Raw genomic sequence first — 26,687 nt, forward strand, 5'->3', positions numbered from 1 at the left:
CCGCCAATTGGTGGACACAAGGACAGAATCCAGCCACGAACAACGGCGGTTCGGGTAGCGGTGAACCTTGGACCTCCAATGGCACTTGCAGCGGTGGCGGCACGGGAACTGGCAGCGGTGGTGGTACCAGTACCGGCGGTGGAGCTGGAACCGGCGGCTCTACTCCTCCTGCTGCTACCGGAGCCCTCTTTGCGCCTTATGTGGACATGGGTCTCACCAACGCTGAACAGCTCGTCTCCCTGCAGCAGCAATCGGGATTTAAAGCCGTGACTCTCGCATTCCTTGTCGCCTCCGGCAGTGGATGCCAGGCAGGCTGGGGCGGGCTCGGCGGCACGTTACCAACCGATACGTTCCCCAACGGTACTTCGATTCAGTCGATTGTGCAAAGCCTGAAGGCGGCCGGAGTTCAGGTCATCATCTCCTTCGGGGGCGCCAACGGAACAGAACCGGCCCTTGCATGCGGTAACGCGTCGAGCTTGCAGGCGCTGTATCAATCCGTAATCAACCGCTATGGCGTCACCATGTTAGATTTCGACATTGAAGGGGCCGCCACTACCGACCAGGCGTCGATCACCCGGCGGGACCAGGCAGTGGTTGCTCTCAAGAATGCCAATCCCGGGCTCGTTATCTCCTATACGCTGCCCGTATTGCCTACAGGGCTGATCGACAGCGGCGTCAACATTCTTAAGAGCGCCAAAGCCGACGGCCTTGCACTCAACACGGTCAACATCATGGCTATGGACTATGGATCCAGCGTCGACAACGGAGGCAAAATGGGGCTCGACGCCATTGACGCGGCACAGGCCACAGCTTCCCAGATTGCCGCTGCTGGCTTGACGTCGAGCGTCGGCATCACGCCGATGATAGGTGTCAACGACACAAATACGGAGATCTTCCAACTCAGCGACGCCCAGACTGTGCTCAACTTCGCCGAGTCGACCAGTTATATCGGACGGCTCTCCATCTGGTCACTGGCACGCGACAACGGCAGTTGCCCCGGGCAGACCTGGGCTTCGCCCACCTGCAGCGGCGTCAGCCAGAATAATTTCCAATTTATAGAGAACTTTAACGCGTTTAATTCACGGTGATACTGCGATATGGCCGGGTCAGAACTTTGGCCCGGCCATATCATCCGAGTAACGAGGCCATGATAGAGGACAAGGCATCGACCAGTTTAGTGCGCAAGACTTTCTCTGCGTTTGCCTGGGAAGGTTATTTGGCGTGCGGCTGACAGTTTGATCAGTTGGCTTTTCCAACGAAATATCTTCCCTCACATGCAGCGCCAACTACGCCTCTTGCCTAGAAAAGATGTCGTGGGTGAGTTGCTACAACTCTTATCTAACTGAATCAACGAAAAAGGAGTCTCTTCTTATGGCAGAGCTGAATATTCGAAAAGACCAGTTGCGCCGGTGGTTTCGTCGCACATCAATAACCACAGTGGGAGTTGTCGCGATGCTACTGTTTGCAGGTCTAGACAGCCTTTACGCCCAAACGTGGAGCCTCTCGTGGAGCGAGGAGTTCAATGCACCCTCGGGGACCGCTCCCAGCTCCAGCAATTGGAATTTTGTTACCGGCGGGAATCAGCCGAACGGCGAAATTGAAGTCTATTGCGCTCCCTACTCGAATGTCTGGCCCTGCACAGCAAACAACACGAATGAGTATCAGGACGGCAACGGCAACTTGGTCATTAAAGCAATCAACAACAACGGGACATGGACCTCGGGCCGCATGAATAGCTCTGGCAAACGTAGCTTTCAGTACGGCCGCATCGAGGCGCGCATGAAATTGCAAGTGGGCGACGGTTTTTGGCCCGCTTTCTGGATGCAGGGTACCAATGGACAGCAGTGGCCGGCGAATGGCGAACAGGACATCATGGAATGGGTGCAAGGCTATGGGCCGAATGTAACCTCGTCAACGATTCATGGGCCCGGTTACTCCGGCGCAAATGGAATTGGCAGCCAGTTTACCTTTCCCAACGGAGGTCGTATCGATGATGGCCAATACCACACCTATGGTGTCATTTGGACTGAGAACAAGATGCAGTACTACCGCGACAATCCCTCACAACCATTTTTCACCGTCACTCCAGCGAGTATCCCCAGTGGTGATCAGTGGGTTTACAACCAACCCTTCTATTTGCTTTTGAACTTTGCTATTGGGGGAGGCGGTTTCCCGGGCTACACCGATTCAAGCACTCCAAATCCGGGAACGATGTTGGTTGACTATGTTCGAGTTTATCAGTCGTCATCGTTGATCAACTCAGGCGCTTGGTATACCGTCTCCAACGAGAACAGTGGTGCCTGCGTAGATGACCAAAATTGGAGTACGTCAGACGGAGCTATCGTGCAACAGTGGTCCTGTGGAGGTAGCCAGAACAACCAGCAGTGGCAGTTTACTCCGACTGACAGCGGTTATTTCAAAGTGACGAATCGGAATGCTGGCCATGTGTGGGACGTAACCGGCGGTCCCGGAGCCACTGCTATCGGAACGAAGATCCAATTGTGGAGCTATGGTGGAGGAACGAACCAGCAGTGGATGCCGGTCTCGCTGGGTAACGGCAGATATAAATTCGTTGCTCGCAACAGTGGACTCTGCCTGGATGTACCGTCCGCCTCAACAGCGAATGGTGTCCAGTTGCAGCAGTACACCTGTAATGGGACCGCTGCGCAGGCATTCGTGTTAACACAACAACCCTGATCGCACGATGACCGGGGTGTTGAGGAATGATCGACGCGATTTCTCGACACCCCGTATGCGGTGAGTACAGATTTCGTGGTTTGCGCGCGCAGAACTTGCTTGCATGCAAGTAGTGCCGGCATCACGAGTGAGGTTCGTCGCCGACGGTACCAGAAGCAACTGCCGAGCGCGCTGTTCGCGGCCCGGACTGAGCCAGACCGGCTACGTTAAGGCCGTCACTATCATGAGCCTGGAAGACGTGCTGAAGGCGCTCGAGAACGATAACGGGGAGCGCCGCGATCCGGAGAAATATCACTTCACGGTATTCGGCACGCCGTCCGGCATGGGAACTTGGGGCTGGCGAAGCAGGTCCACTACCTGTTTCGGTTGATACCTCTTTCCAGTGTCTCTCTTATTCACTGGTACAAATCAAAGTCAAATGCACCTGCCATGTTTATGAAGTGTGATCCAGCACGCAAAGGTGCTCGACATCTGCCAAGCTTAGCAATTCCTGCCTCCCGAGCTGTCACTCGCACGTCATTAAGCATCCGCAATACGCCACCAAAATATTTGGAAGCGTCGCAAGTGGAAAGGGTCCCGATGAATCCTGCCCATCGCTTTCTATATCGCGCGGCCGAACACACTTGCAATTTTACTTCGGAGCAGCAGTAACCTAGCCAAGGTAATTGCCTTCAACTCGTCGGCGCGTCGAAGGCACAAATCACCTTCTTCTGGGTTTAGTAGCTGCCTGAGTTGCTTAGTTCGCTCGACCGTCAACTGGGCCATCTTCATCGCTCTACACATCGGTAGTTCGAACCATACGCTTGCTGCTTGTCCTTTTGGTAATAAAGGGAATCTAGATCAGCATCTCGGAATTTGATCCAGGCTTCCTGGGCAAGCTTCAGTTTCTCGACAAATTCAATGAGCCAACCATTTGATGGGAAGAGCCCGATGAAGAAGGCAAAGCCGTTTTGTATTTCGAAGAAGGAGGTCTGGGAGGCGTATCAGCGGGTGAAAGCGAATAAGGGGCAGCAGGATCGATGGACAGACAATCGAGGATTTTGAAAGGAAGCTGAAGAAGAATCTTTACAAGATCTCGAATCGAATGGCATCGGGCAGCTACTTTCCACCCCCAGTCAGGACAGTGAAGATACCGAAGAAGAGTGGTGGAGAAAGAAGTCTGGGAATTCCAACTGTGGTTTCATAATGCACCTCCCTCTGGATGTGTTGAGGATCCGGTGTGGATCCGGTTTGAGTTACGTACCCAGTCTCGAAGCTTCTGTTGGTCCATTTCACTGAGCGTGATCCAGTATGGGGATCCCGCGTTAAGCTTGCGTGCCTGCACAATCGCGTTCTGGATCCAGTAGTAGACCACATGATCGCTGACTCCGAATAGTTGTGCGACCTGTTGGACGGTCAGCTCTTCGGGCTTTTTGAACACAGGAGGGGGATTCCATAACGAAAGCGAATCCACTGGATGATCGACCTCGTGTATGGCTTTCCCGTGATGCTGGTATGCCCTTGCTGGTTGAATTGGTGAGCGATTTCGGCGTCCTGAAGATGCTGAGCCATATCTCGGACACGATCGACGACTTCGGCGGGATATCGCATGCGATCCGCGATGTTGGGCGGGATCTGAAGCGTGAGGTCGGTTGAGGCATTCCCCTGCCAGCGAATGTGGACCGAAAGCTGCTTGGGTGCGGACTTCTCGACGGTAATATCCTTGATAAGCAGTCGCAGCATCCGCTTGCGACCTTGGGCCTGTGTGGTGGGCGCATGCCACAACTTCGGCAGATCTTTGGCCAGGGCGAGGACCTTCGCCTTTTGCTCTGGGGTTGCAACTCGTGCGTGCTGGCGCTGAAACTCCGCGGCTTGTTGTTTGAGTTCTTCCAGCTGAAGCAGTGCAGCATTCCAGCGCCGTTCTAATGTGGCTGCAACAAGCCGCTGGGCGGGATCGACTTCCTGATATCGCCTTTCGGCCAGCTCCGCTTCATACTCGGCGCGCTCGAGCCGCATCTGCCACTGGCGTCCAACGGTGTGATCCCGCACTTCTAACTCCTGGAGTGCCACATTATGCTTCAAGAATCGAGCCAATGTCTTCACACGCAGACTGAAAGCAAAGCTGTTGATCTCGATCAGCGCTGACGGCGACGTATAACTCACTCGCGCCCACATCGATCCCGGCTGCATCCGGATGCAATATCGGCAGTGTGTCGCTTCTTTTGTTGCCCTTCTTGGCCATTTGCTCCGCCGATCATGCCGACCGGATGCCCGGGGCGCGGTCACAGAGCAAACTCCCAATCGAGATCGTCGCCGGAAACTGGCAAACGTCATCACATGTCTGTACGCAACCCCAGACCCACGCTTATCGGTCGGGCTTCTAACCGAGCACCAATGTCGGCTCGGGCTGTAGCTGTCATCCGACCGGCACCATACATCATCGCTCAGCCTCGCGTTCCTTTCCATCCTGTCTGACCAAGGCCCTCCATCCCAGAAGGCTTGCCACAACGTGGGTCGTCTCCCAATGGAAACAAGACGCGGAAAGAGTCCGGATGCCTGTCACCTAAAAGTGTGGGTTTTGAAATGTGCTGCATCCCATGGCTCGAGAATCACTACCCGTCGCCCTGGATAGGCGCTATGCGGACCTTGGCTGTATACATAGCTATGACCTTCCTGCGCCGCGTCGTAACGCTCTCTCGCAGCAGCAAGTTTGGCCGGTATCTCGAGGCCAGATGCGCGAGGTACGCCTTTGGGACGATTCAAGCGTTCATCGCTTTGCTGGTGCTGTTGTCGCTGGTGGATCCATTGCGGGCCTTCGCGGCGAATCCGGACCTGGAGACTGCGTTGACTGGCTCGCGCAAGCGTATTGAGAGATTGGACTACCGCGTGACCGGGCGACTCACACGGGTGGAAGGCAATGGCACGCGCACGAGCTACAAGTTTGCCGCCAAGGCTCACTGGTTTCCCGATGGTCTGCGTCTGTTATGCGAGATAGCGGGGCCTGCCTCCGCGAAGACGAGCCTTCTTCTGCATATGAGCGTGAACGGGCACGTAACCATCGAGGCAGTACTTCCTGGCGAGACAGCCGCCAGCGTGTTGCCATTCGAACGTTGGAACGACCGACTCGTGGGAACAGACTTCTCCTATGAAGACATGGTAGAGAGCTGGTTCTTCTGGAAGAATCAGGAACTCCTGGCACCGGAGAGATGCGGCGCGCGGGATTGCTTTGTCCTTAAGAGCATGTCCAGCGCTCAGGACCGGACTTACTATGATTCGGTGACATCGTGGATTGACCGCGGCATCTTTTTCCCTGTGCATGTGGTGAAGACGCTTCGTGGGACGGGAGGGCAGAAGGAGTTCATTTACTATGGGCTGCGGCAGACCGACGGCGTTTGGTCTGCGTCGCGAGTGGAGGCAAATCTGCAGGGCAAGCCCGGCTCCTCGATGCTTGTAATCGAAAGGGGCTCGGGAAGGGCAAAACTTGGACTCAAGGACTTTGATATCAGCCAGTCCAGCGCTCAGGGAAAGAAAGTGAAATAAATCGAATCGCTTAACAGGCTGTTGCGAGGAGCTCTGCTGCGATTGGAGTATCCACGGTGCTCGCCGTTATGGGACATGCTCCTTTTCAGACGTTGCCGGGGCTCCATGTAAGCCAAGGGGCCACCAATTCCAGTCGCCGGCAAGTTGCAATAGTGCCGGCCCGACGACCATCCGCACCACTGTGGCATCAATGAACACGGCTACCGCGAGCGTAAAACCCAGCATTTGGATGACCAGAAAGCCTCCCAGGGTGAATGCGGTGAAGATGGCAATCATGATTGCGGCGGCGCTCGTGATGAGGCCGGCGGTTCGGGCCAGGCCCTCGATCACGGCTGATTCCTCGGATAGACCGCGCCGCCGTTCTTCGAGGACTCGGGCTACCAGGAAGACCTCATAGTCCATGCTCAATCCGAAGACGATGGCAAACGAGAGAATCGGCACGATCGGGAATACGGTGCCGGTTGGTCCGTCGAGCCCAAAGAGCTTGCTGCCGTGGCCTTCCTGAAAGACGAGAACTAACGCACCAAATGAGGCTCCGACTGAGAGCAGATTGAGCAGGATTGCTTTTACAGCCGCAAAGAAAGAACGCAGCCCGATCAGGAGCGCCAGCAAGCTCCCCAATACGACGTCAACGACCACCTTGGGCAAGCGTTCCTTCACTACAGAGTCATAATCTGCATTGAGTGCGGGAATGCCTCCGACGCGCAGCACTGCGCCGGGAACTCCGGTTATCGCCGCGACATCGGAGGAACGCACCTCTCTGACCCATCGAATCTGTTCGCTGGGTGAAAGATTGGCGGTTGGCAGTAACTCAATCAAGGTAGCTTGCCCATCGCTGCGCAGAAGACTCTTGCGGATCGGCTCGGGCACATCCTTGATAGCATCCGCAGCGTCAGCCATTCCCGTGAGGGTCGGAAGAGATAAGACCTCCTGCGCTCTGGGATCGCTCTGGAAGCGTTCGGTCAAGCGGCTGACGGCAAGCCATCCGGCCGGCGAGAGCGGCGGAGACTGGGGCGGCAACTCCAGGATCACTCGGAGGGACTCCACAATACCCGATCGCCCCATGCCTTGAAGGGTATGCAGTGCCTGGACCGACTCGGCTGCGGCCGGGAGCGAGTCATGGTCAGGAAGCCCGGGCGAGATTCTGCGAGCCTGGAATGCAAGGATCAGTAGCGGAATCCCGGCGACAAGCAGAGCTGTGAGGGGGCGGCGAGTTACGAGGCTGCCCCATCGCACCCACCGCTCACTCGCCAGACGGAGGTTGTGCGGCGTTTTGCGCCGTCTGGCGGGAAGACGCACTCTGGCGGCATTGATGCGATGCCCTAGCAGACCAAGGACCCAAGGCAAGATGAAAGTGCACAGCATGACACTGAAAGCGGTTACGAGGAGGCCAGCTATCCCGATGGAGCGCAGTTCGCTGATGGGCACCGTCAGAAGCGCTGAAAATCCGATTGCAACCGTCGTGGCCGAGATGATCAGCGTGCGCCCTGCTTGCCCGGCGGCAATATCGGCAGCCTGGCCGGGATCAAGTCCCTCGGCCAATGCTTCGCGAAACCGGCTCACCATCAGCAACGCATAATCGATACCCAAACCAAGGCCGAGCATGGTTGCCAGATTCTGCACCAGAATCGACAGGTGCAGATAGTTTGCGAGTAGCGCAGCCGCACCCAACGCCATCGAGATTGAGAGCACTCCAACTCCCAGTGGCAATAGTGCAGCAACAAGACTTCCGAAGGCCAGCAACAGCAGCAGGAGAGTCACCGGCAGCGCTCGTTTCTCGGCATGGTTGACGTCATCTGCACTGACCTTGCGAAGATCGAAGTTCAGTGGCGTTTCACCCGTGATCTCCAGTTTGATATTGGGGTATTGCGACCGAAGCTGAGCTTCCATCCAGTCTGCTCTTGCCCTCAGTCTGGGGACCAACGCCTCGACCGATTCATCGTGCGGGTCCAACCCGACGATGATCAAGGCTCCGCCATTGTTCCCAGTGAAGAGAGGATCTGGCCAATCGATACTCGATACGGCACCGTACACTCCAGGCACACTCCGCAATGAACTGGTTAAGAAGCCCAACACATCTGCGCCTTTTGCTGAATCCGGATCAGGAATACCGCTTATCACCAGAATCAGGCGGTGGGCGTAGGTCGACTGGAAACGCTGCGCCAGTTCCAGGTCGACTTTTTCGGACTCTCCGCCCTTGATGTGAACCGTTGTCTCCAGGCGTTGTTCGACATTGTGGGAAAAGGGCAGCAGCGCAAGCGCCATGACAAACCCCGACGTCGCCAGCCAGAATCGGCCGCGAGCGGCACCACGGCCCGTGTTCGAGCTTGGGATTCCCATGGAAGATCCACGCCGTTTTTGTTCGTCTGAGAGCAATGAAACGACTTCGGTGATCGGGCATATCCATGATATAGGGTCAAACTGGATATTTATTGGGTTTGGCCTTGAGCTAAGTAACGATAGATGGGGGAACTGCCCGTTAAGCCCTTGGCAATCGAGGGACGTGGCTGACGAAGACTTCGCTGTATGATTACCAGCCAATCACTCATCAAGGAAGGAATTAGGAAGCTCAAAGCGGATTAGTAATGGGAAATGCCGCAGCATTCCACGATAGACCGCTTACGCATTACTGGAGCCTGGCCGACTTTCGGGCACTTCAATATGTGCCCGCGAGATACGGCTCGTTAGAGGATGTGCGCTGGCGTGTTAGATTGTCCATCATGCGCGCACATACCCTGCCCCTCTCTCTGCTGCTGGCCGGCGGTTTGATCCTCCCTTAGCTAAGCACCCCGATCGGTTTACCTGAGGTGTACAGCGGCAGTCGGCAGAGAGAGCGGTATTCGAAGCCCAGGCGCTTCAATGCTTCCCTGCGCGCCGCGAAGCGCTCGTCCTGCTTCCGTCGGAGATGAACAGCGGTTGCTTCTGCTGGTACACCCACCAATATGTAGTTTCCTCCATCGAATATCCGGCGGAGGGAACTGCCCGATTCCGACCGAGTGCCAGAGCACTTCGCTCGAGCCCTCTTTAGAAACCATGAGGTCCAAGAAATCAAAGTCCAGTAGCGGCCGGATCAGCGCGGCAAGATTGAACGGCAAGTCGTCGGTTTTTTGACATGCCAGCGACCCGGGGAGGCGCGAAAGGACTTCGAATCTCTTTGCGCATGCGCCGAAGTCGCTCGATGGTGAGTTCAGGCACATGCATGGTACAGATATCTTAAACACAGCGCTCATCAGGCATTTCCTTGCCACCGGGGTAAAGGGACTGGTAGACCGTGTGGGCACGCCTCCGGTGGACCGTCGGCCCGCACTATCCCATCTCGAACTCCTGCAAGGGATGGGCCATCCGCAAGCAACTGAAGATCCACGCCGACGAGGGCTTGCTCGTGCCAGCCGATAGTTCAGTTGATTACGTACCGGCCTCTATCTTTCTCCGCCGCTCGATCCGATCTTAGGAAGAGACAGGTGACGTGGCGAATCGCGGCAGATGTTAACCCGTTGGCATCTGGAGCTGGTTGCTTATGAAGCGCGCGGCAGGTGCGCGGTTGAGTATTCAAGCGATTGTCGGGACAAAAATCCACTCCGGCATGGCATTTCACATGCAAGGATCCAAGGACAAGAAGGCGCACCCGATGGGGTAGGCGCAACAAGGATCGAGGACGGTGAGCTGGACAAAAGGCCAGCACACACCGTCGCGAGGACAGATACGCGAGGACAGATATATGAGGAGAGGATTGATGAGGCTTTATTCCCGTTTCACACTTGCCGTTATTCTTGCGGCAGGCATTGGAGCCAACGCGCAGGATGTTGCGTCGGATACCAGCAAGGCAGCAAAGGAAACGGGCCATGCAACTGCAAAAGCGGCGCAGGCCACCGAACACGGCACTGAAAAAGCAGTCGAAAAAACATCAAGTGCTACTGGGCACGCTGTCAAGAAGACCGCGCACGGCATTAAAAAGGGCGTGAAAGGCACTGCCCACGAGCTGAAGGGAGACGAAAGCAAGCCCGAGACGCCCAAATAGCCGCCTTCAACGCAGCTCGGCCCTTTGTTTGCGTTCTCTATAAACGAAAGAGAAACACAGAAGGCCTTCAGTCCAGGCCGGAATGCTACGCTCAACCCAGCATGCGTCCCCGGCCTGAATGTTTTCTCTGTGGTTTTCCGGCAGGTCCTTGACTTCCTTGCATAAGTCAGCTGGCGGGGATTTCTCCGAGGCCAAATGTCAAATTGTTAGTAGTTGTCAGCCGGCTCACATCGGCGGCCGATATCGCGCGCTCGGCGCCGAGTGCTTTCGATTTACTGTGCCGATCTCATTGAGCTTGCTCCCGTAACGGCATTGGCCACTGGCTTGCACGATTCCAAGCCATCGAAACTATGAGCGTCGGAGTAAAAATAGGCCACCGAACGCTGCGGGAGCGGCGCTTTGCGGCGGAGTAAAGGTAGTCCACCGCGGGATCTTGGTTTCGTGAGCGGTGTTGCCTTGGCAACGTGGTTCATGGAACGCCGAAGGGATGTTCCGAGTGGAGATTTACGGTCGTGTACGTCGAGCGGTTCGTGTTGAGGGTCGGAGTCAGCGTGCGGTGGCCCCGGGAGTTTGGGCTGTCGCGAGAGACAGTGCGGAAGATGCTCGAGTACGCGGTGCCGCCAGGCTACCAGCGCCAACAGCCGATCAAGCGGCCCAAGCTGGGGCCGTGGCTAGGCGTGATCGGCGCCATTCTTGCAGACGACAAGCAGAGGCCGGTGAAGCAGCGGCACACGGCCAAGCGGATCTTCGATCGGCTCAAGGACGAGCACGACTTCACGGGCGGCTACACGCCGCTCCGCTCGCAGGCTGGCAGCTGTCCGTAACATGTCTCACTTTATGATGTTTGCTTCGCCCTAAAAGATGACAGCATCTGAACCGCATTAAGTTTGTGCTCGGGCGCTAGATGAGCATACCGGATTGTCATCTTTATATCCTTGTGGCCAGCTAGCTCTTGCACTGTCCGGAGGTCCACTCCCGCCATCACCAGCCTAGAGATAAATGTATGTCGAAGGACATGCCGATACGCACTTTTTCGTCGGTACCGTCCATCAATATCCTGGAACCTGGATCATCATTGGCTTGTTTTATCCTCCTCACTCAGCGAAAGGAGCATCGTTGTTCGACACTCAACTCCTATGAACGAAGAGGAACGCTGGCATCTGTTGGTTGTACTTGACGATGAACTCCTCACCGGCGGAGTGATCCTCTCTGAGTGGTGTTCGTTTATAACGCGAGAAGCGGACACCGCCTTTGCCAAAGGCGCGTATTTGGCATCAATCCTTGCCTCAGTGTCCGCAATCGAAACTCATCTTAGGTCGGAAAACATGCAAACTGGGAGGAAGCGACTTGTTGAACTGATTGATTCAGCGGGACTGAAACCTGAACTCGCTCAGGACCTCCACAAACTGCGTAGATACCGCAACAAATGGGTTCACGTTGAAGCTCCCTGGGATGATGAAGCTCTTGTTGAAGATCCTGGTCGATACGAAAAGGAGTTGGAGGAGATGGCCTTTGTCGCGGTAAAGGCATTACGACAGACGATCTATTTTTACCAGTGGGTCTAGCGATCCCGTGGCCCGTGTATGCTCGATACTCATCCCAACTCGATTCAGCGTCGTTTCGAAATCAGAGGGACGACAGGCGGATGGCTGCGGGTATCCTCGGCACCGAATCCATTGTGTGGGCCGGCCTTCGCCAATACTATGGAGCCGGAGAACCCATAGGAGCTTCCTTCATCTTCTCCAGACACTGCATCGCACAAGCTGCCTTCTTCGTGTATTGCCCGACGAAGAACTCAAATCGCAACTCATCTTCCGAAGACAACATGACCCAGCAACAAACCAGCCTCTTCGATAGCCACTGAGAAAGATAGCTTGATGGGCCAGCAATCGATACAGGGCTCACCTCGTCTCAACTTCCCATAAGCCGACTCGCCGGGACTAATCCGTACACGTCGGCCAGCGCCCGGGTGCAAGCGCTTCCGCTATTCTCATATCTATGCCTGACGATCTAAAGGGACTTAGTCGTGAAGATGTTTGCCGCTTGATTATGAAGACGCCTCTCTGGAATGGGGCGGAGTGGCATTGGTTCGGATTTCACTTCACGTTTCTCTTAGATCCTCGTGCCGAACATCCCTTCGCCAGAGCGATCATCGATGCCCTCGTTGTCTGCGACACGGCCATGCCTGGTTATGCTGAGGCCTTCATCGAAAGGTTGGCTTCTGTTCGTGGTAAGGAGAGATTTACTCCTCACTACGAACAACTTATGCAGATCGTCGCGGAGCTACACGTAATAACACAGATGGTTCGCTTCGATTGGCCAGGAGGCGCGCACTTCATCATGGAGCCCACCCCGGAGGGAAGCAAGAAGAACCCCGAGATTACGATCCAACATCAAGGATTCACCTATGGCGTTGAGGTAAAGGCACCCTCGCTGCTGGCGCATATCAAGGCTCGCAACGAGAATTCGACCCAATTACCTGGTCGTATGCCATCCGAGATGGTCGAGCAGGTGAAGAGAGAGGGTGAGGCGATGACGTTGCCCAGGGACAATCCGGTCAAGGACTTTTTGGTCAGCGCCGACGCCAAATTCGAGCATTTCAAAGTGGCGGATGCGAATTTCATCGGGGTTCTCGTAATCGTATGGGACGACTTTATCTATGAGCCGATTAGTTCGTTGATCTCTGAATCGGCAGGTCTCCTAACGCCGAATTCCTTTTTTAAGGATTCCGAAGGTGTTGCCAAAACTTTTCAGCACGTAGATGGGGTGTTTCTGATCAGGAAGCTGCACCAGTTCGCTCGAGAAGCGGGAGGTCAGCCCTTGATCGATGGCTGTTCCAACGTCATGGACTATGGTCAGGAGGGAGTATTTCCGTTCAAGGTTTTCATCCAGAATACCAAGGGCGTGATGGTTCCCGAGATACTGCAGCGTTGCCTTCAGGGATTGCCGCCGACGAGCGAAATGGGCGCTGAATACACCCCAAAGGATCTAGTGTGGTGGACGGGGACTATGAATGTCTGACACCAGCGCTCTTTACTTCAGCGTACGAGGGCGCGAGTCTCTACTGAGCTCATTGGCAGCCGGATGCTGCGACGATCATCTCGTCCTTTATGAAGAATTGAACACCTATCATGACATCGGAATGCATGGGGAGCGGCTGATGCGAAGTGATCTGTTCCTGAGGGCCATTGATGACGCAGACGCTGTTCGCATCGCATTCGAGCTCGTCGACCTGCTAAGCGGAGTCGTGATGCTGTCATTGAGCGACGCTCTGAGAGATGTTACGGTCACTCCCGAGAGCCTGTTTTCTAGCAATACTGCCCCGACAAAGCTTGAACTTCCTCTGCCTAACCGCGAGCCGGCACTCCGCCTTACCGGAGCGTTTCGAGATAAAAGCAATATTCCGATCCCGCACTACGTGGAACCGAAATTCGGGTTGTTCCGACGGGTATTCCCGGAGCAGGGCTCGATGAATGATGGCTCTTCACTCTGTAGGGTATCGCGATTGTTTCGTCTCGCAGCAATCGACCTAGGTATCTACATATTGCTCAAGCTCTTCGCTATGGAGATCAACTGGGTAACCCTCTACAAAATTCTAGAAACGCTGGAGACACTGATGAAAGGTGACGGATTCGTATCTCCGATATTGAAGCCGGAGAGAGATGCTCTCACAAATGCCGCGAACAACTTCAGTCTGACCAATCTCTCTGCGCGACATGGTTTCAAGCCCGTCGGTAAACCCAACAAGACCAAAGTCGCAACTCTTCAGGAAGGCCTTGTCACTCTGCAGAAGGCCACGAACGCCTACGCCACATTCAAGCTCATCGCCGCAAAATAGGACGCTGCCAAATCGGGGGGTTGTCTCGTCTTCAAATTCGGACGGTTGCGTGAATCTTTTTCCGCGGTTACGGCGCAGGATTACCTCGGAGGCAGATCGGTACTCATAGACGCTCTCGCGTTCACTCATATCGCCAACACATACCGCGCGAGCGGGCCGACTCGCGCCAGCGTCTCTGGCCGCATGCGAGCAGGTAAATGGATCCCAGAGCGAACTTCGCGCCTGACGAAATAGCCTTGTATCGAGCGTCGAGCCTCATTAGTTGCGTTCGCCGTATGGCCGTGCCACACCGACCCATTGAAGATGATCAACGAACCTGCTCGACCACAGGCCAACACCTGACCGTCATAATCGGCTTGGAGGTCACGCACGACCTCCTCCGGCACTTCCGGCCACATATGCGAAGTCGGCACAAAACGGGTAGCGCCGTTGTCAGGTCGAAAGTCATCGATCATCAGAATGAAGCCGACCATCGGCAAATCTTCCGAGTCGCGCTTGATGTCGACATGGAGGTCTTGTGCAGCAGAGCCCTGTCGCAGAGTTCTGCCAAGAGTTGTGCTGAGCTTAAACGGCGCTCCGATGACGTGACAACATGCCTCAAGAAGGGGAGGGTAAGTATAAAGGTCATCAAACTCCGCGCCACGATTGACGAAGTCGTACATGCGCGTCGTGGTGCGGGCCTCCTTCCCGTCCGCTTCGTTCCCAGACTGCATGGCCGCATCGTACGCGGCGGCAAACTGCGGCAGGCGTTCGGTCGACACCGGACCAGAAATCACAACGAAGCCGATATCCCGCAACTCCTTGGCTGCGAGTGCAGGCAATTGGCCGCCTGCACTGATCGTGCCGAACCATTCATCCATCTGATCTCCTTGTGTAACTTCATATCGACAGTCCTGCACAGGCTTCTGGACAAAAAGAGGCGAAATCGGGTCATCGGCGGTTTGAAAGTTACTGAGGCCTACCCCAACCAACCGGAAGAGCTGCTTTGGTCCCAACTCAACCCGTTCGCGCAGCGCGAGTGCGATATCTGTAAGTTCGTCGCAGGATGAGGGGGGAGCCGGAAGCGTGAGGCTTCGCGTGAGGCTATTGAACTCTTTCGTCTTCAGCTTCAGAACCACCGTCTTCGCTGCCCGCGCATTGCCGTGCGAGGATTTCCAAACTTTCTCAGCCAGACGACGAATTTGGGACTCAGTGTCCACCAGCGGAATGTCTTCGGGAAAGGCGTCTTCGGCAGAAATGGACTTGCTGACTCGGTTCGGCACGACGGGATTGTGGTCAATACCGCGGGCGAGTTGATATAGGCGCAGGCCATAGCTTCCGAAGTGATCTTCAAGCGTGGACAATTCAAAGGCATAAAGATCGCCGACGGTTGCGATTCCAACTGCCTTCATGCGGCTCTCTGTGACCTGCCCCACTCCAGGGATACGACCCACCGGCAGCGGGAGAAGAAAGCTCTGTACTTCGTGCGGCTGAATGACGAACAAGCCATTGGGCTTTTTCCAATCGGATGCGATCTTCGCCAGAAATTTGTTGGGTGCCACGCCTGCGGAAGCCGTAAGGTTCAACTCTTCGCATATCTGCTGACGAATCATCTTCGCGACGCGCGTCGCGGTCGGAAGCTGCATCTTGTTCTCGGTCACGTCGAGATACGCTTCATCGAGAGACAACGGCTCGATGAGGTCCGTATGCCGCTGAAAAATTGCGCGCACAGCAGACGAGGCGGCTTTGTAACGCACGAAATCAGGAGGAATGAAGATCGCTTCAGGGCAAAGTCGCTCGGCGCGCACCGCCGGCATCGCGGATCGGACGCCGTAACGTCGGGCCTCATATGAGGCGGCGCAGACCACCGAACGGTTGCCGCGCCACGCGACCACGACCGGCTTACCGCGAAGCGCTGGATTGTCTCGTTGTTCTACCGAGGCGTAGAACGCATCCATATCCACATGAACGATCTTGTGAAGGGGAGCAGAGGTGTCATCGGCGGCTACGTATTGGGCGTCGAGTGCTGTCATCGTTCCGCAAATGCTGCACGCTACACCTTGCAGTCTTCACACGTCGCGCAATGCTCTGTGAAAGCGTCCCACTCCGGGATGCCGTCGAATGCGGATGTACTGAGGTCGACAAAGTCCTGCGCCTGCAGAAAGGCGTAATCGTTGGGACGTGCCTCTTCAAATCGGTGCAGCAAATCCATCCCAGCAGGACAAGCAGGAAGGTCATTGCCTGTCCATACCGGACAGGTTGATTTTTGAGGTTGTCGAGTCAGCGAAATCACCTCGCATCCATTCAACCACATTCGCCTCTTATTCGCCTAGCTGTTTCATCCAGACCTGACGCTTCCCGGTAGTCTCGGAGGAGAGCTTCCCGGGGCCTTCGTGAGAGTGTTCCCCGACAATTGGGCAACAGGCTGTTGCCCGATTGCCGGGAACATAATGAAAGAGTTTGGGCTGATCCCACACGGATCAGCCCGGTGGCCCGCTGATTGTAAATTTGGCAGCATTTTGGCAGCAAATATCGCCGATTGTGCCGGTTTTGCCGATTGTGCCGACTCGTAAGTACCGTGCCGTCTACAATTTGCGGTTTGACTCGTTCCATGGCATGGAAGAGGTCATCGGTTCGATCCCGATCAGGTCCACCACTTCTCCGTAAACCGTTCAACAACTTAGAAGGACGTGGACTCCACGGAAGATATTTGCGGCTGTGGACACATCGGGGCCAGCCACGCTCATGTCTGCGGCCGCTGTTCGGAATCAGTGGTGTACCGGCTCAGTCTTCCCGGGGCTCTTCGGCGGTGCCGGGTTTCTCTTCTGCAGGACTTTGGCGATGCAATAGGGGGTCTTTGCCGAAGTAGTCATTGTACGCCACCACATTGCCATCGCCCGTCAGCCTCTTCGCCACCCAGCCCTCAGCCACATGCGCAACTGTTCCACAAGTTCCAGGCCCGCCTGGTGAGCCGTAGCGGAAGATCATGCCTGCCTTGCCCCGGCACCGTGTCTCCCTCCTTGCCTACCTGGACCCATCCGGAGAGCGGCATTGCAGAAACCGTTTGAGCAGGAGCCAGTCCGGAGCCAGATGCGGCAGCCGGCGTTGGATTTGCTGGCGGCTCCGGCGCAGGCATCGCGGCAGCTGACGCCGGTGCGGTCCGACTGCCGGGATCGTAGGCTCCCAGGGTTGTGAGATCAGCGCGCAGGGTGAACGGGCTCATCGCGGCATCTACGGCGTTGAACCTTGGAGGATAGTACGCTAGCTGGCCTTTGAGCGGCGAGGCCCTGCCGATCGGGCTTGATCTTGCGAACGGGACGAGAGTCGTTGTGTCGATCGGAAACGCCGTGTAGGCGATGAAGTTCGCTGCCGTAAAGCCGCCGAGGTTACGATTGATCGGGTTCAGGCTCCATCCGTCGATGTAGTTGTAGGATTTTCGCCGTAAAAGTGACCAGGTTCCCATTTCCCTTCCACGCCGTGATGGAGTCCGTCTACGCGATCGGAGTCACCTAGGCGTTGCGGTCTGATCCTGCCAGCGCCGTCCAGGGATAGCCGGACTTGCTGATCGAGGGAGTAAGGATCGAGGCTGTCTGCCCGCATGCCGACCACGAAACACACAGCGCGGCTATCACTGCCAAGAGGACCAACCTGAGCCGCATATTTTCTCCTGTTTGGATACTACTCAATTGCGACTCGGAGTTTCGGAGTTATGGACCGATGGATGGGGGCAATCCTGCCAGCACGCGCGTGCGGCTCAATTCGACAACTTCGCTGCCTGGCGCTTGAAGTCCTCTGCCTTCGCCATGTTTCCCTGCCTCTGATAGACATCAGCCAGCGCAAGGTACAGTTCGGGGCTGGGTGGCTGGAACTGCATCTCGTACTCGAGAATCTTCGCCGCCTGCGGAAAGTCCCCGACCTGTGCGTTCGCCTGCGACAGCTGGATCGCCGTCTGCTGGCTCACCTCTGTGCGTCATCTCCACCTTGCCTGAGAGAGCCGCGATGTCCTTTGACCGTCCGCTCTGCGCCAGCAGGTCCACAAGCCGCGTCAGGGCCGGGACGTATCGTGGATCGTCGGCGACCGAGCGTTCGAACCAGGTGATCGCCCCGTCGGTCGAGCCTTGCATCTCTGCGCTCAGGCCGCGTTTGTAGTCGTCGATCGCACGGCCACGGCGGGCGTCGGCGGTCGCCTCATACGCGGTCCAAACGTCCGTTGTCTCCGTGTCGGCCGCGATGCGGAATGTGAGATTCGCGTACGCCTTCTGCTGCGTCGTCTCGTCGATCGCGGTGATCACAACGCGGTAGTTCCCCATTGCGAGACCCTCGGTGGATAAGGTGCGTCCCGTGAGCAGCGTACCCGAGGCGTCAAAGTTCGCGGCGTCGATCTCCTCGTCCTCTTGGTGGGTCTGCTGGCCTGTCTGCATCGTCCCGTACACATAGTGGACCTTGACCTTGCGGCCTTCGCGGGTCGCCGGGTCGAATGGCTTGGTCCATAGCTGGAAGAGCAGGCGCAACGGCTCGCCGGGATGCAGCGACGTCTGCTGCACTCCCTTGGGGACGAAGCGCAACCCGGAGACGCTGAAGGGCAGCCCGCCGTCGGGATCGCGCACCGGAGGCTGCGGCGAGAAGATCATGATCCTGCTCAGGGCAAATGCGGTCTGCGCCGGATCGGGAACCGTAATTTCTGTACGCTGCCGCACTGCCAGATGGTTCAGATCGTTGGTGAGCGTTGCGACAAGCTGGTATTCGCCGGGCGCCAGCGGAACCCTGCTCTCCGCGCCGAAGCGCTTGCTGCGCGCCGCAACCGTCTGGCTTTCATTCACCACGCCGGCGAGCCGCTCATTCTGCTCGTAGACGGGCTTGCCGTCCTTCGTCAGCACGCTGGTCTGCAGCGTCAGCGAGTAGCCCATTCGCTTGTCCGGCAGCGCACCAACGATCCCCTGCTCCGGCCGTCCGTACGCGAACAGATAATGGACCGTCATCCGTCCGCTGCTGTCACGAAAGACAACCGGCTGAAGGGTCGCCGTGTTGGCTCCAAGAAAGATGCTCGTCGTTACTCGCTCGTTGGCGCGGCGGTGGTGCCAGCATCTGCCTGGTCAGCGGATTGTCGGGCAGACCCTTGATGGTGCTGAATGTCGGATTGCATGCTCGGCGTGTAGTCGTTCAGGTCGACCGGCTCGGTGGGAATCAGCGAGATCGCCGTTCGGGCCACCTCGTTTCCCAGAGAGCGCTTGAGGACATCGAGGTTGTTCTTCTGGACGTTCTTGCCTTGAAGCCCGGTCACCAGCCGCGACGGGCCGTCCTGATAGGGCGAATAAAGCGTGTAGTCCTCGCCGATGCTGCGCTTGTAGAAGACGATGTAGAAGTGCGACGGCAGCGCCGGATTCGGCGCCTGATAGAACCATATCTGCAGCGGCCGCACGTTGCGCGACTCCGGATAGTTCGCCTTCTGTTTCGGCTCGCCCAGCACGATGTAGATGTGGCCACGGTCGGTGCGCCAGCCATCCTGCGCGCCGATGTTGCCGTAGTTCTGGTTAGCATAGGTCAGGCGGCGGTAGTGCTCTTCCCTGTACTCGTTGATGTCGGAGCCGGGAGTCGGATTGCGCGCCTCCCAGAAGAGCTTGATGAAGTTCTCCCGCTCGGCATCGCTCGTCAGAGCGAGAAACTGCTTTCGCTCCTCGCTCTCGATGATGTAGTTGACCTCTTCGTTGACCCAGTGCCGGTAGCGCGGCGCAAGGTTCTTCGTGGGATCGACCGCGTGCAGCTGCAGAGTCGCAAAGACCAGCAGCAGGAGTGACAGCAGCAGACGGGGCCGTAACGAGAGCAGAGGCAAGGAAGATGCTCCTCCAAAAGAAACGGGAGAGGGTGCTCGCCACCCTCCCCCGGAAGTTTAGTCACTGTCAGTTCAGAACTCAAACCGCACAGAGCCGCGCGCATAGAACGGCGTCTGGAATGCGGTCGGACGGTTGTAATCCACGTTGAGCGGAGGCGGCACTCCAACATCGGTACCTGTCGTCTGCGTGTACTGAATACGCCCCAACTGGAACTGGCTGTTGGTCACGTTGAACATATCGATCGCCAGCTTCAGCTTATAGCGCTCAAACCTCGAGCCCAGAGGCACCGGATAGTCCCCATGCAAGTCAAGTTGCATCGTGGACGGTGTGCGGCCCGCAGCACCACGACCTCCGATTGGAACTTCGCCCTGATTGAGATAGATCGGGTGATCGCCCAGCAGACTTAGCGGGACGCCCGACTGACCGCGCCATCCGGCACCGAGAGTAAGGCCGCGCGCGCCATGAATGAACGGCGTGTCAGACCCGACGTTGTAGCTCAAAAACAGGTTGCCGACGGTGCGACGGTCCGTGCTGAGCATGCCGTTGGCGAACTGATCGCCAAGCAGACCCAACTGGCCGGGAGTAAAGTCGAACAACGAGCTGATTCCGGGGTCCGACTGTCCGTTGTCGTTGCGATACGCGCCCTCATAGTTGCCGTATAGCGTGCCCCAGCGGAAGTTCACCTTAGCAAGCCAGTGATTGCCGAACCGCTTGTCCAACTCGAACTCGGCAGCCTGGTAGCGGCGCACCGGCTTCACGAAGCCATCCGGAATGCCGTCACCACCGTTAGGTCCCGTGCCCGGTCCGTCCATGGTTTCCAGGTTGAGGAAGCAGGAGCCTCCAACCGGTTGATTCCTTCCATTAATGAATGGGCCACCCACGGCGAAGAAAGTATCGTTATCAGCCGTGCAGCCGGAGACCGGAGGCCTGTAGGTACTATCCGTTGGGCTGCCGCTCGGGTTCGCTGCGAGGAATTGCGCCTGCGTATAGGTCACGGCCTGCTCATTCACCGCGATATCGGTGCCTGGAGAAGGATTCGCAATTCCGCCCACGAAATTCCCGCCGATCGTGGAGCCTTCCGGCGACTGCGAGCCGATGTCCTCGATAACCCGGCCAAGACGCCGGTCGGTGTAGCGCGCCTTGAAGACAAGCGACGGCGTTAGCTCACGCTCAAAGCCGATCACGTATTCATCCTCGTACTGCCCTTTGGTCCCTGGAAGAACAATCGAGCTCGGAAACGCATAATTCGGCGCGCCAAAATTGGACACGACTCCACTGGCACTAGTCGAGCGCGGTAAGCCGTTAAGCGCGTGCGCTGCATCGGGGATAATCGTGTAAGACCCATCGGCGTTGATGACAGGTGCGAAGATATAGCCGCGGCCTTGCTTTTCACCGCCAAGCGTGCGAATCGCGGCATCCAGGGGCATTGCCCAGTAGTTGCGGCCAAAGTTAAAGAACAGCTTGCTCCTGTGGTCCCCCAGCGGATCGATGTTGATGCCGATGCGTGGCGACCAACTACCGGTGAACGTGTATTTCAGGTCATTATTTCCGGCAATTTGCTGCTGCTCCCAGCGAACTCCGGCATTGATTGTAATAAAACGATTCATCTGGTAGACGTCGTTTCCGTAGGCAGTGTGATAACGTCCACTGGAATTCACGTCACGTCCTTGGTATATACCGCGATAGATGGTAGCGTAAACCTGTTGACCATTATTGTTAAGAGGACAGAGTTGGCAGGTCCGGTCCGTCTGAGTCAGCGCTGCGTTGGTGTTTGTCGCTTGGATCCGGAACTGCGCATTCGTCAACTGTCCGATCGGGTTGCCAGCGCTGGCAGGTACGGGAATGGGGTCGCCATTGGCGTTCGTACCCGGAATCGGGAACAGGGCTCCGGACTTCAACTGCAAATCAAGAAAGTTAGTGTGATCATAGGCATATCCCGTTGAGAAGGTGTGCTGCCCCAAAAAACCAAATGTCTTCGAAGTATTGACCGCAATACTGTAGGTATTGTTCTTCGATGGCTCATACGGACCCAATCCAGAGATAAACGCTGCAGTGGGATTCGCCAGTGCGTTACCGCTGAGATCGTTGATGCCATAGTCGGCCGTCGCCGGATATTCATCGAAATGGTTGTAGTTATAAGCATAGGACGCGTCGACAAGCCAGCTCGGCGTAATCGCATGCGTAAGACGGCCCACCGCGTTTCGCGAGCCAAACTGCCAAGAGCTTGCCGTCGTGCGTGGAAAGAAGGAGGAGATACCATTCGAATCCGTGGCAAACGGTTGCGCGTTGTGCTTCGAAGGATCGGCGAATGCGGACGCCTCAAAGGTCGTCGAAGAGCGGATCTTCCACGTGATCTTGCCGGCCCAGCTCAATGTGGTGGTGCTGTAGTCAATAGCGCCAAGGGCAACGCTGGGCGACGGAGCATTCGGGTTCGCCTGCATCTTGTCCTGCCGCAGCGCCGGATTGAACGCGCCGAAGAAGAACAGCTTGTCCTTGATAAGGTAGCCGCCAAGCTCGACGACCCCGTCATACTGCGGGCTGGAGAGCGTCGAAGGCGGCGTGGCCTGCTGGTAGCCAAACTGATAGTACTGGTACCGGCTCGCATACCACGACCCCGGCCCAAAGTAGGCAGCCACAGCACCGTGATACTGATTGCCGCCGGATTTGGTCACGATCTGCACAATGCCGCCGGTCGCCTTGCCGAACTGCGGCTCAAACGCCGTCGTCTTGACGTTGACCTCCTTGATAAAGGCCAGGTTGATTCCAGTTCCGAGCGCGCCATGGAAGCGGTTGAAAGTGCCGATGCTTCCAAAGGCCTGGTCCGTAATCGTCACGCCGTCCACGACATACAGGTTCTCAAGACCAGATGCTCCGCCGATCGACGGGTTCGCCGCCCCCGGCCCGGTCTGTCCCGGCGATCCAGCGACCTGTCCGCTGGCAACGCCCGGCGCCGCGTAGAAGATCGCTGAGACGTTACGCGGCATGGGAACGCTGTTGTAAAACGTGTCCGTCAGATTCGAGGTGATCGCGGTGCTCTGGGTATCGATCGCAACCGCCGCCGCCGTGACCTCGACCGTCTGCCCAACATTGCCCACCTGCATCGTCAGGTTCAATGTCGACGACACGTTGACCACGACCTCATTGTGCTTCGACTGAAGCATCATGAAGCCATCCTTCGTCGCGGTGACGTCGTAGTAACCCGGTACCAGGTTGGTTGCGGTAAATCGGCCATTCGAGTCGGTTGTGAGCACACGGTCACCCTGCGGTCCATGCAGAGTCACGGTGGTGCCCGGAATCACCGCCCCAGTCGTATCGCTCACGATTCCATTCAGACCACCGGAGATCGCCCCCTGCTGTTGAGCGAAGGCACAAAACGTCGTCAACAGAAGCACCATAACAACATGCGGTAGGCGTTGCAGAAGTGGTTTCATTCTCTCCCCCCGTAAAAGTGATCCAGCGAGTTGCTGACCTCACGTTGCCGGGCGAGCGTCGTACACACCGAGAAGGAGGTCGAGACGGGCCTGAATGATGACTCAATAACGATACGCAATTCACGCACCAAAACTGCTCGCTCTACAACATTTGTCCTATCTGAATGAAGACAAAACCGCATACTCTGAATCCCCGAACAGAATCCCTGGATTGGAAATCCGACGCCATATGAAAATTGGGATGAAACACAAAATGAGGATGAATTGCAGTAAACGTTTACTAAACACCTGCATTTAGGCCACTATCCGCCTGAAAAGCGTTCCCGGTTCGCCGTAATTCTGCCACTCGTCCCAACCTCAGGCGCGTTCGTCCCACAGCGGTCTGCTAAAAACTGTAGGTGCGGAGATTCAGGGTCCCAAAAAGCCGGCGCTGGATGCTACTTTTACCTATCGCAGTAAACTGACCATCATCTCTGTATTGAGGAGCCATGGGATCAGCCGCAGGACCAGTTGCATCACACCTTGGAAACGCAAGGCAAGACGGAGAGAACAGTACCCCTCTCTCGTTGACTGGGAGTGTCAATTAGGATCAAAGGTCTATCCACTCGAAGATTGTCCGTTTCGGCAAGCTCACCGGACGGCCGCAGATTCATTCGGATCTCGTTACTCAGTTCGCCCATGCTGGACTGCACGCAGATCGTTTATATAGCCCTCCGACGGGTCGTTTCGAAGTCACTACCGTGCATGGCGCCAAGAACAGGGAGTTTGATCACGTTTTCATATTTTGGGGATATCGCCTTCCGCCTGCGGAAAAGCGAAGGAAGTTGCTCTACAACGCTGTCACAAGAGCGAAACGCTCTTGCGTGCTCCTCGTCCTGCAGAGCAAGCCCGGAATGATAGGCGCAGACCCTGCGCTGAATCTCCTTGGGGATTATCCTTCGGCACTAAAAAGTGCGAATAGATCAAAGGCTAAAGGCTCATAGAAATGTTGCTTTGCAAGTTATTTGGCGTAAATATTTGCACGCTATTTGGCGTATATTGAGCGCATGCAAACGGTGGGCGAGCTGTCCTCTGCGAGTCGGGATCTTGCATTGCATCGATTCCGGTTGCTTGAGCCCCACTTGGAGCATGACCGACCCCTGAGAGTGATTGCAGCAGAGGCTTGAGTACCTTTTCGGACAGTGCAACGGTGGGCTGCCCAGTACCGAAGGTTCGGGCTGGTGGCTCTTGCGCGCAAAGTTCGCGAATTGAGTGCAGCGTGACAGATGGATTGCGGACTCGCCCCTCACGTCCCGCAGAAGGTATGACTCACATACTCGTCAGGGCTAGCTGGCGTGGCATAGCGCAGCAACTCCGGCCTATCCTTGTATGGGCGCGATACCACGTTCACAATCTCCTCGAACGGCTGGAAGTCTTGGCCCTCAGTGGCGGCGCTGAGGGCCTCCTCCACTAAGTGGTTGCGCGGGATGAATGCCGGACTTGCCATCCGCATCATCTCCGTGCGTGATTGCAGTGCAGTGGACTCTTCCTCGAGACGACGGCGCCACCCAGCAGCCCATGAGTCATATGCGACGGGGTTATCGAACAGCTTACTCACCTCCCTGTCCCCTAGCGGGTCTGCTGCAGCATCGCACAGTCGTCGGAAGGTCAACGTGAAGTCGGCGTGGTTGGACGCCATACGTTCCAACAGATCTTCGACCAATGCGGCATCGCCTTGACGTTCGGTCAGAAGACCTAGTTTACGGCGAAGGCCGGCACTTCGAGCCGCCTCGTATTGAGGATCAAAGGCTGAGAGCGCCTCTTTAGCCGACTCCAGTGCGGCTTCGTCGTCGCCTACCTCTTCCGCCATAACCGGTAGCAGCGCTTCGGCCAGACGTGTCAGATTCCAGAGCATGGCACGAGGTTGGTTCGCATAGGCATAGCGTCCCTGCTGGTCGATGGAGCTGAAGACAGTAGTAGGATCGTATGCCTCCATGAAGGCACAGGGACCATAGTCGATCGTCTCTCCCGAGATGGAGGTGTTATCTGTGTTCATGACGCCGTGGATGAAGCCGAGGAGCATCCACTGTGCAACCAAGTTTGATTGCCGGGCGATCACGCCGTCCAGCAGGGCCCGGTAGGGTTGTTTAGCCTGCGATGCTCCTGGATAGTGCCGGGCGATCGCATAGTCTGCCAGCTGTCGCGTCCCTTCTGTGTCGCCTTTTGCAGCGAAGTACTGGAAGGTTCCTACGCGGAGGTGGCTCGCCGCTACCCTGGTCAACACAGCTCCAGGCCAGATCGTTTCGCGATACACTCGCTCCCCTGTCGTCACGGCAGCGAGAGCCCGAGTGCTTGGCACGCCCAACGCCGCCATGGCCTCGCTCACGATATACTCGCGCAAAACCGGACCGAGCACGGCTCGGCCGTCGCCGCCACGAGAGAAGGGTGTCCGACCAGATCCCTTGAGTTGGACATCGTAGCGCACACCGTTAACCGCAATCACCTCGCCTAACAGGTTGGCGCGGCCATCGCCGAGCTGGGGTACAAAATGCCCGAACTGATGTCCGGCGTAGGCCATCGCCAGGGGCTCGGAGCCCTCGGCGACACGATTACCAGCCAGAATCTCGACTCCCTGCGTACTCTTCAGGGCATTCGGATCCAATCCCAGATACCGCGCCAGTTCCACATTTATCTTCACGAGGCTCGGGACAGCTACCAGCGTTGGATTCACCCGTGCATAGAAGCGTTCCGGCAGACGCGCATAGGTATTTAGGAAGTTGAAACGAACTGCAAGGGGGTCGGAGTCAGAGACTGCGGAGTCTCCAAACTCGGGAACATCCTGTGAACTCATAGGTACTTGGATGTTGGCACGGGCTTTAAGTTCCGTGCAAGGTATCGACCGAACGGTACTCAGAAAATGCAACACCGGCTGCGATTCGAAGTGGATCTTGCGCTGTTCGAGTTTGGCGAAGGGCCGGGTCAAAATCGGCCAGATTTCGTCCCAGCCGGTCCAGCTTCCAAACCACAAGCGGCATCTTCGACCGTTCAGCGAGTCTGCTAAGCCGGTCCCTTTCGCAAAAGAAGTAAGCAATTTAAAGAGGCTGAATGTCGGCTGCCTGCCAGCCCTTAGGCCCCTTAATCACATTGAACTGCACAGCCTGACCCTCTTGGAGGCTCTTAAAGCCGCTCGAGGTGATTGCGGAGTAATGTGCGAAAACGTCTTCGCCGTTTTGACGGCTGATGAAGCCAAACCCCTTGGCATCGTTAAACCACTTCACTGTTCCCTGTTCCATAGTGTTTTCCTCGGTTCTCATCTGTTGCCATGCGCAGTCAAATTGGGGTTCGGGTCGCATCGTTGCTAAAACCAAACTTGTTCCCGTGCAAGGTGTTTGCAT

The 26,687-nt window shown here is 56.6% G+C and carries 25 protein-coding genes and 1 pseudogene; 11 read left to right on the top strand and 15 right to left on the bottom strand.

Features of this window, described 5'->3' with window-relative positions; all coding sequences use genetic code 11:
* The 3 genes and pseudogenes from Q363_RS34010 to Q363_RS45795 all read left to right on the top strand — a co-directional run.
* Positions 1-1,088 (top strand): annotated as a pseudogene (locus tag Q363_RS34010) (glycosyl hydrolase family 18 protein); the annotation flags it as partial.
* 229 nt (positions 1,089-1,317) lie between these two features.
* Positions 1,318-2,697, top strand: a complete 1,380-nt coding sequence (locus Q363_RS34015; protein ID WP_211256489.1) for an RICIN domain-containing protein — start codon at positions 1,318-1,320, stop codon at positions 2,695-2,697.
* A gap of 103 nt (positions 2,698-2,800) precedes the next feature.
* Positions 2,801-3,067: a DUF3500 domain-containing protein gene (locus tag Q363_RS45795; protein WP_084081031.1), complete on the top strand. Its 267-nt coding sequence runs from the start codon at positions 2,801-2,803 to the stop codon at positions 3,065-3,067.
* Between the two features lie 397 nt (positions 3,068-3,464).
* On the opposite strand, the gene Q363_RS47375 is transcribed toward Q363_RS45795, so the two are convergent.
* From Q363_RS47375 to Q363_RS41825, 3 genes are all read right to left on the bottom strand, one after another.
* Complete coding sequence (locus Q363_RS47375) at positions 3,465-3,653, bottom strand: lysozyme inhibitor LprI family protein (RefSeq protein ID WP_157468256.1); 189 nt, start codon at positions 3,651-3,653, stop codon at positions 3,465-3,467.
* Between the two features lie 439 nt (positions 3,654-4,092).
* Entirely contained in the window at positions 4,093-4,725 is a 633-nt protein-coding gene (locus Q363_RS34025) for a DUF3523 domain-containing protein (protein WP_157468214.1), read from the bottom strand.
* 22 nt (positions 4,726-4,747) lie between these two features.
* Positions 4,748-4,918 (bottom strand): hypothetical protein, encoded by a 171-nt coding sequence (locus Q363_RS41825; RefSeq protein WP_157468217.1) that lies wholly within the window; start codon positions 4,916-4,918, stop codon positions 4,748-4,750.
* Positions 4,919-5,313: 395 nt separating this feature from the next.
* Between Q363_RS41825 and Q363_RS34030 the strand changes: the two genes are divergently transcribed.
* Positions 5,314-6,216, top strand: a complete 903-nt coding sequence (locus Q363_RS34030; protein WP_169747244.1) for an outer membrane lipoprotein-sorting protein — start codon at positions 5,314-5,316, stop codon at positions 6,214-6,216.
* A gap of 66 nt (positions 6,217-6,282) precedes the next feature.
* Here the strand turns inward: Q363_RS34030 and Q363_RS34035 are convergent, their stop codons facing one another.
* Positions 6,283-8,556: an MMPL family transporter gene (locus Q363_RS34035; protein WP_035359451.1), complete on the bottom strand. Its 2,274-nt coding sequence runs from the start codon at positions 8,554-8,556 to the stop codon at positions 6,283-6,285.
* A gap of 1,393 nt (positions 8,557-9,949) precedes the next feature.
* Here Q363_RS34035 and Q363_RS34040 point away from each other — a divergent pair.
* Positions 9,950-10,234, top strand: a complete 285-nt coding sequence (locus Q363_RS34040; protein ID WP_035359453.1) for a hypothetical protein — start codon at positions 9,950-9,952, stop codon at positions 10,232-10,234.
* A 512-nt stretch (positions 10,235-10,746) separates the two neighbouring features.
* Positions 10,747-11,058 carry an IS21 family transposase gene (locus Q363_RS34045; protein ID WP_064742779.1) on the top strand — a complete coding sequence of 104 codons (312 nt, stop codon included), beginning with the start codon at positions 10,747-10,749 and terminating at the stop codon, positions 11,056-11,058.
* An 11-nt stretch (positions 11,059-11,069) separates the two neighbouring features.
* Here the strand turns inward: Q363_RS34045 and Q363_RS47380 are convergent, their stop codons facing one another.
* The gene (locus Q363_RS47380) at positions 11,070-11,288 is read right to left on the bottom strand and encodes a tyrosine-type recombinase/integrase (RefSeq protein ID WP_084081033.1); all 219 of its coding nucleotides are present in this window, start codon (positions 11,286-11,288) and stop codon (positions 11,070-11,072) included.
* 82 nt (positions 11,289-11,370) lie between these two features.
* Between Q363_RS47380 and Q363_RS34050 the strand changes: the two genes are divergently transcribed.
* From Q363_RS34050 to Q363_RS34065, 4 genes are all read left to right on the top strand, one after another.
* A complete protein-coding gene (locus Q363_RS34050) occupies positions 11,371-11,799 on the top strand; it encodes a hypothetical protein (RefSeq protein WP_035359455.1) in 429 nt (142 codons plus the stop codon).
* An 80-nt stretch (positions 11,800-11,879) separates the two neighbouring features.
* Positions 11,880-12,098 carry a hypothetical protein gene (locus Q363_RS34055; RefSeq protein WP_035359457.1) on the top strand — a complete coding sequence of 73 codons (219 nt, stop codon included), beginning with the start codon at positions 11,880-11,882 and terminating at the stop codon, positions 12,096-12,098.
* Between the two features lie 185 nt (positions 12,099-12,283).
* Entirely contained in the window at positions 12,284-13,255 is a 972-nt protein-coding gene (locus Q363_RS34060; protein ID WP_157468220.1) for a hypothetical protein, read from the top strand.
* A 238-nt stretch (positions 13,256-13,493) separates the two neighbouring features.
* Complete coding sequence (locus Q363_RS34065; protein ID WP_157468223.1) at positions 13,494-14,072, top strand: hypothetical protein; 579 nt, start codon at positions 13,494-13,496, stop codon at positions 14,070-14,072.
* 125 nt (positions 14,073-14,197) lie between these two features.
* On the opposite strand, the gene dinB is transcribed toward Q363_RS34065, so the two are convergent.
* The 8 genes from dinB to Q363_RS34090 all read right to left on the bottom strand — a co-directional run bounded on the left by dinB (position 14,198) and on the right by Q363_RS34090 (position 23,313).
* Positions 14,198-16,084, bottom strand: coding sequence for a DNA polymerase IV (dinB, locus tag Q363_RS39830; RefSeq protein ID WP_084081034.1), 1,887 nt, complete (start codon positions 16,082-16,084; stop codon positions 14,198-14,200).
* A 751-nt stretch (positions 16,085-16,835) separates the two neighbouring features.
* Positions 16,836-16,982 (bottom strand): hypothetical protein, encoded by a 147-nt coding sequence (locus Q363_RS41830; protein WP_157468226.1) that lies wholly within the window; start codon positions 16,980-16,982, stop codon positions 16,836-16,838.
* Complete coding sequence (locus Q363_RS34075; protein ID WP_035359462.1) at positions 16,975-17,514, bottom strand: hypothetical protein; 540 nt, start codon at positions 17,512-17,514, stop codon at positions 16,975-16,977. The genes Q363_RS41830 and Q363_RS34075 overlap by 8 nt, the downstream gene beginning before the upstream one ends.
* Before the next feature lie 46 nt (positions 17,515-17,560).
* Positions 17,561-17,710 carry a hypothetical protein gene (locus Q363_RS41835; protein WP_157468229.1) on the bottom strand — a complete coding sequence of 50 codons (150 nt, stop codon included), beginning with the start codon at positions 17,708-17,710 and terminating at the stop codon, positions 17,561-17,563.
* Between the two features lie 95 nt (positions 17,711-17,805).
* A complete protein-coding gene (locus Q363_RS47385) occupies positions 17,806-17,925 on the bottom strand; it encodes a hypothetical protein (RefSeq protein WP_084081035.1) in 120 nt (39 codons plus the stop codon).
* Positions 17,879-19,030: a hypothetical protein gene (locus tag Q363_RS34080; RefSeq protein WP_035359464.1), complete on the bottom strand. Its 1,152-nt coding sequence runs from the start codon at positions 19,028-19,030 to the stop codon at positions 17,879-17,881. The genes Q363_RS47385 and Q363_RS34080 overlap by 47 nt, the downstream gene beginning before the upstream one ends.
* 71 nt (positions 19,031-19,101) lie before the next feature.
* Complete coding sequence (locus Q363_RS34085; RefSeq protein ID WP_035359466.1) at positions 19,102-19,881, bottom strand: GWxTD domain-containing protein; 780 nt, start codon at positions 19,879-19,881, stop codon at positions 19,102-19,104.
* A gap of 72 nt (positions 19,882-19,953) precedes the next feature.
* Positions 19,954-23,313, bottom strand: coding sequence for a TonB-dependent receptor (locus tag Q363_RS34090; protein WP_035359468.1), 3,360 nt, complete (start codon positions 23,311-23,313; stop codon positions 19,954-19,956).
* A gap of 740 nt (positions 23,314-24,053) precedes the next feature.
* On the opposite strand from Q363_RS34090, the gene Q363_RS47390 reads away from it, so the two are divergent.
* Positions 24,054-24,296, top strand: coding sequence for an ATP-binding domain-containing protein (locus Q363_RS47390; protein ID WP_211256491.1), 243 nt, complete (start codon positions 24,054-24,056; stop codon positions 24,294-24,296).
* Between the two features lie 302 nt (positions 24,297-24,598).
* Here the strand turns inward: Q363_RS47390 and Q363_RS34095 are convergent, their stop codons facing one another.
* Positions 24,599-26,143: a protein adenylyltransferase SelO gene (locus Q363_RS34095; protein ID WP_035359622.1), complete on the bottom strand. Its 1,545-nt coding sequence runs from the start codon at positions 26,141-26,143 to the stop codon at positions 24,599-24,601.
* A gap of 241 nt (positions 26,144-26,384) precedes the next feature.
* Positions 26,385-26,585 (bottom strand): cold-shock protein, encoded by a 201-nt coding sequence (locus Q363_RS34100; RefSeq protein ID WP_020711995.1) that lies wholly within the window; start codon positions 26,583-26,585, stop codon positions 26,385-26,387.
* Positions 26,586-26,687 lie beyond the last annotated feature (102 nt).

This window comes from Edaphobacter aggregans DSM 19364, assembly GCF_000745965.1.
Classification (GTDB): domain Bacteria; phylum Acidobacteriota; class Terriglobia; order Terriglobales; family Acidobacteriaceae; genus Edaphobacter; species Edaphobacter aggregans.

Bases quoted from the DNA above. Each gene is read 5' to 3' on its own strand.
- Q363_RS45795 (WP_084081031.1), top strand. From the start codon at position 2,801: ATGCAAGTAGTGCCGGCATCACGAGTGAGGTTCGTCGCCGACGGTACC.
- Q363_RS41825 (WP_157468217.1), bottom strand. From the start codon at position 4,918: ATGGCCAAGAAGGGCAACAAAAGAAGCGACACACTGCCGATATTGCAT.
- Q363_RS34030 (WP_169747244.1), top strand. From the start codon at position 5,314: ATGCGGACCTTGGCTGTATACATAGCTATGACCTTCCTGCGCCGCGTC.
- Q363_RS34035 (WP_035359451.1), bottom strand. From the start codon at position 8,556: ATGGGAATCCCAAGCTCGAACACGGGCCGTGGTGCCGCTCGCGGCCGA.
- Q363_RS34040 (WP_035359453.1), top strand. From the start codon at position 9,950: ATGAGGCTTTATTCCCGTTTCACACTTGCCGTTATTCTTGCGGCAGGC.
- Q363_RS34050 (WP_035359455.1), top strand. From the start codon at position 11,371: ATGAACGAAGAGGAACGCTGGCATCTGTTGGTTGTACTTGACGATGAA.
- Q363_RS34055 (WP_035359457.1), top strand. From the start codon at position 11,880: ATGGCTGCGGGTATCCTCGGCACCGAATCCATTGTGTGGGCCGGCCTT.
- Q363_RS34060 (WP_157468220.1), top strand. From the start codon at position 12,284: ATGAAGACGCCTCTCTGGAATGGGGCGGAGTGGCATTGGTTCGGATTT.
- dinB (WP_084081034.1), bottom strand. From the start codon at position 16,084: ATGACAGCACTCGACGCCCAATACGTAGCCGCCGATGACACCTCTGCT.
- Q363_RS34075 (WP_035359462.1), bottom strand. From the start codon at position 17,514: ATGGGAACCTGGTCACTTTTACGGCGAAAATCCTACAACTACATCGAC.
- Q363_RS41835 (WP_157468229.1), bottom strand. From the start codon at position 17,710: ATGCGGCTCAGGTTGGTCCTCTTGGCAGTGATAGCCGCGCTGTGTGTT.
- Q363_RS47385 (WP_084081035.1), bottom strand. From the start codon at position 17,925: ATGCAGTTCCAGCCACCCAGCCCCGAACTGTACCTTGCGCTGGCTGAT.
- Q363_RS34080 (WP_035359464.1), bottom strand. From the start codon at position 19,030: ATGACGGTCCATTATCTGTTCGCGTACGGACGGCCGGAGCAGGGGATC.
- Q363_RS34090 (WP_035359468.1), bottom strand. From the start codon at position 23,313: ATGAAACCACTTCTGCAACGCCTACCGCATGTTGTTATGGTGCTTCTG.
- Q363_RS34095 (WP_035359622.1), bottom strand. From the start codon at position 26,143: ATGAGTTCACAGGATGTTCCCGAGTTTGGAGACTCCGCAGTCTCTGAC.
- Q363_RS34100 (WP_020711995.1), bottom strand. From the start codon at position 26,585: ATGGAACAGGGAACAGTGAAGTGGTTTAACGATGCCAAGGGGTTTGGC.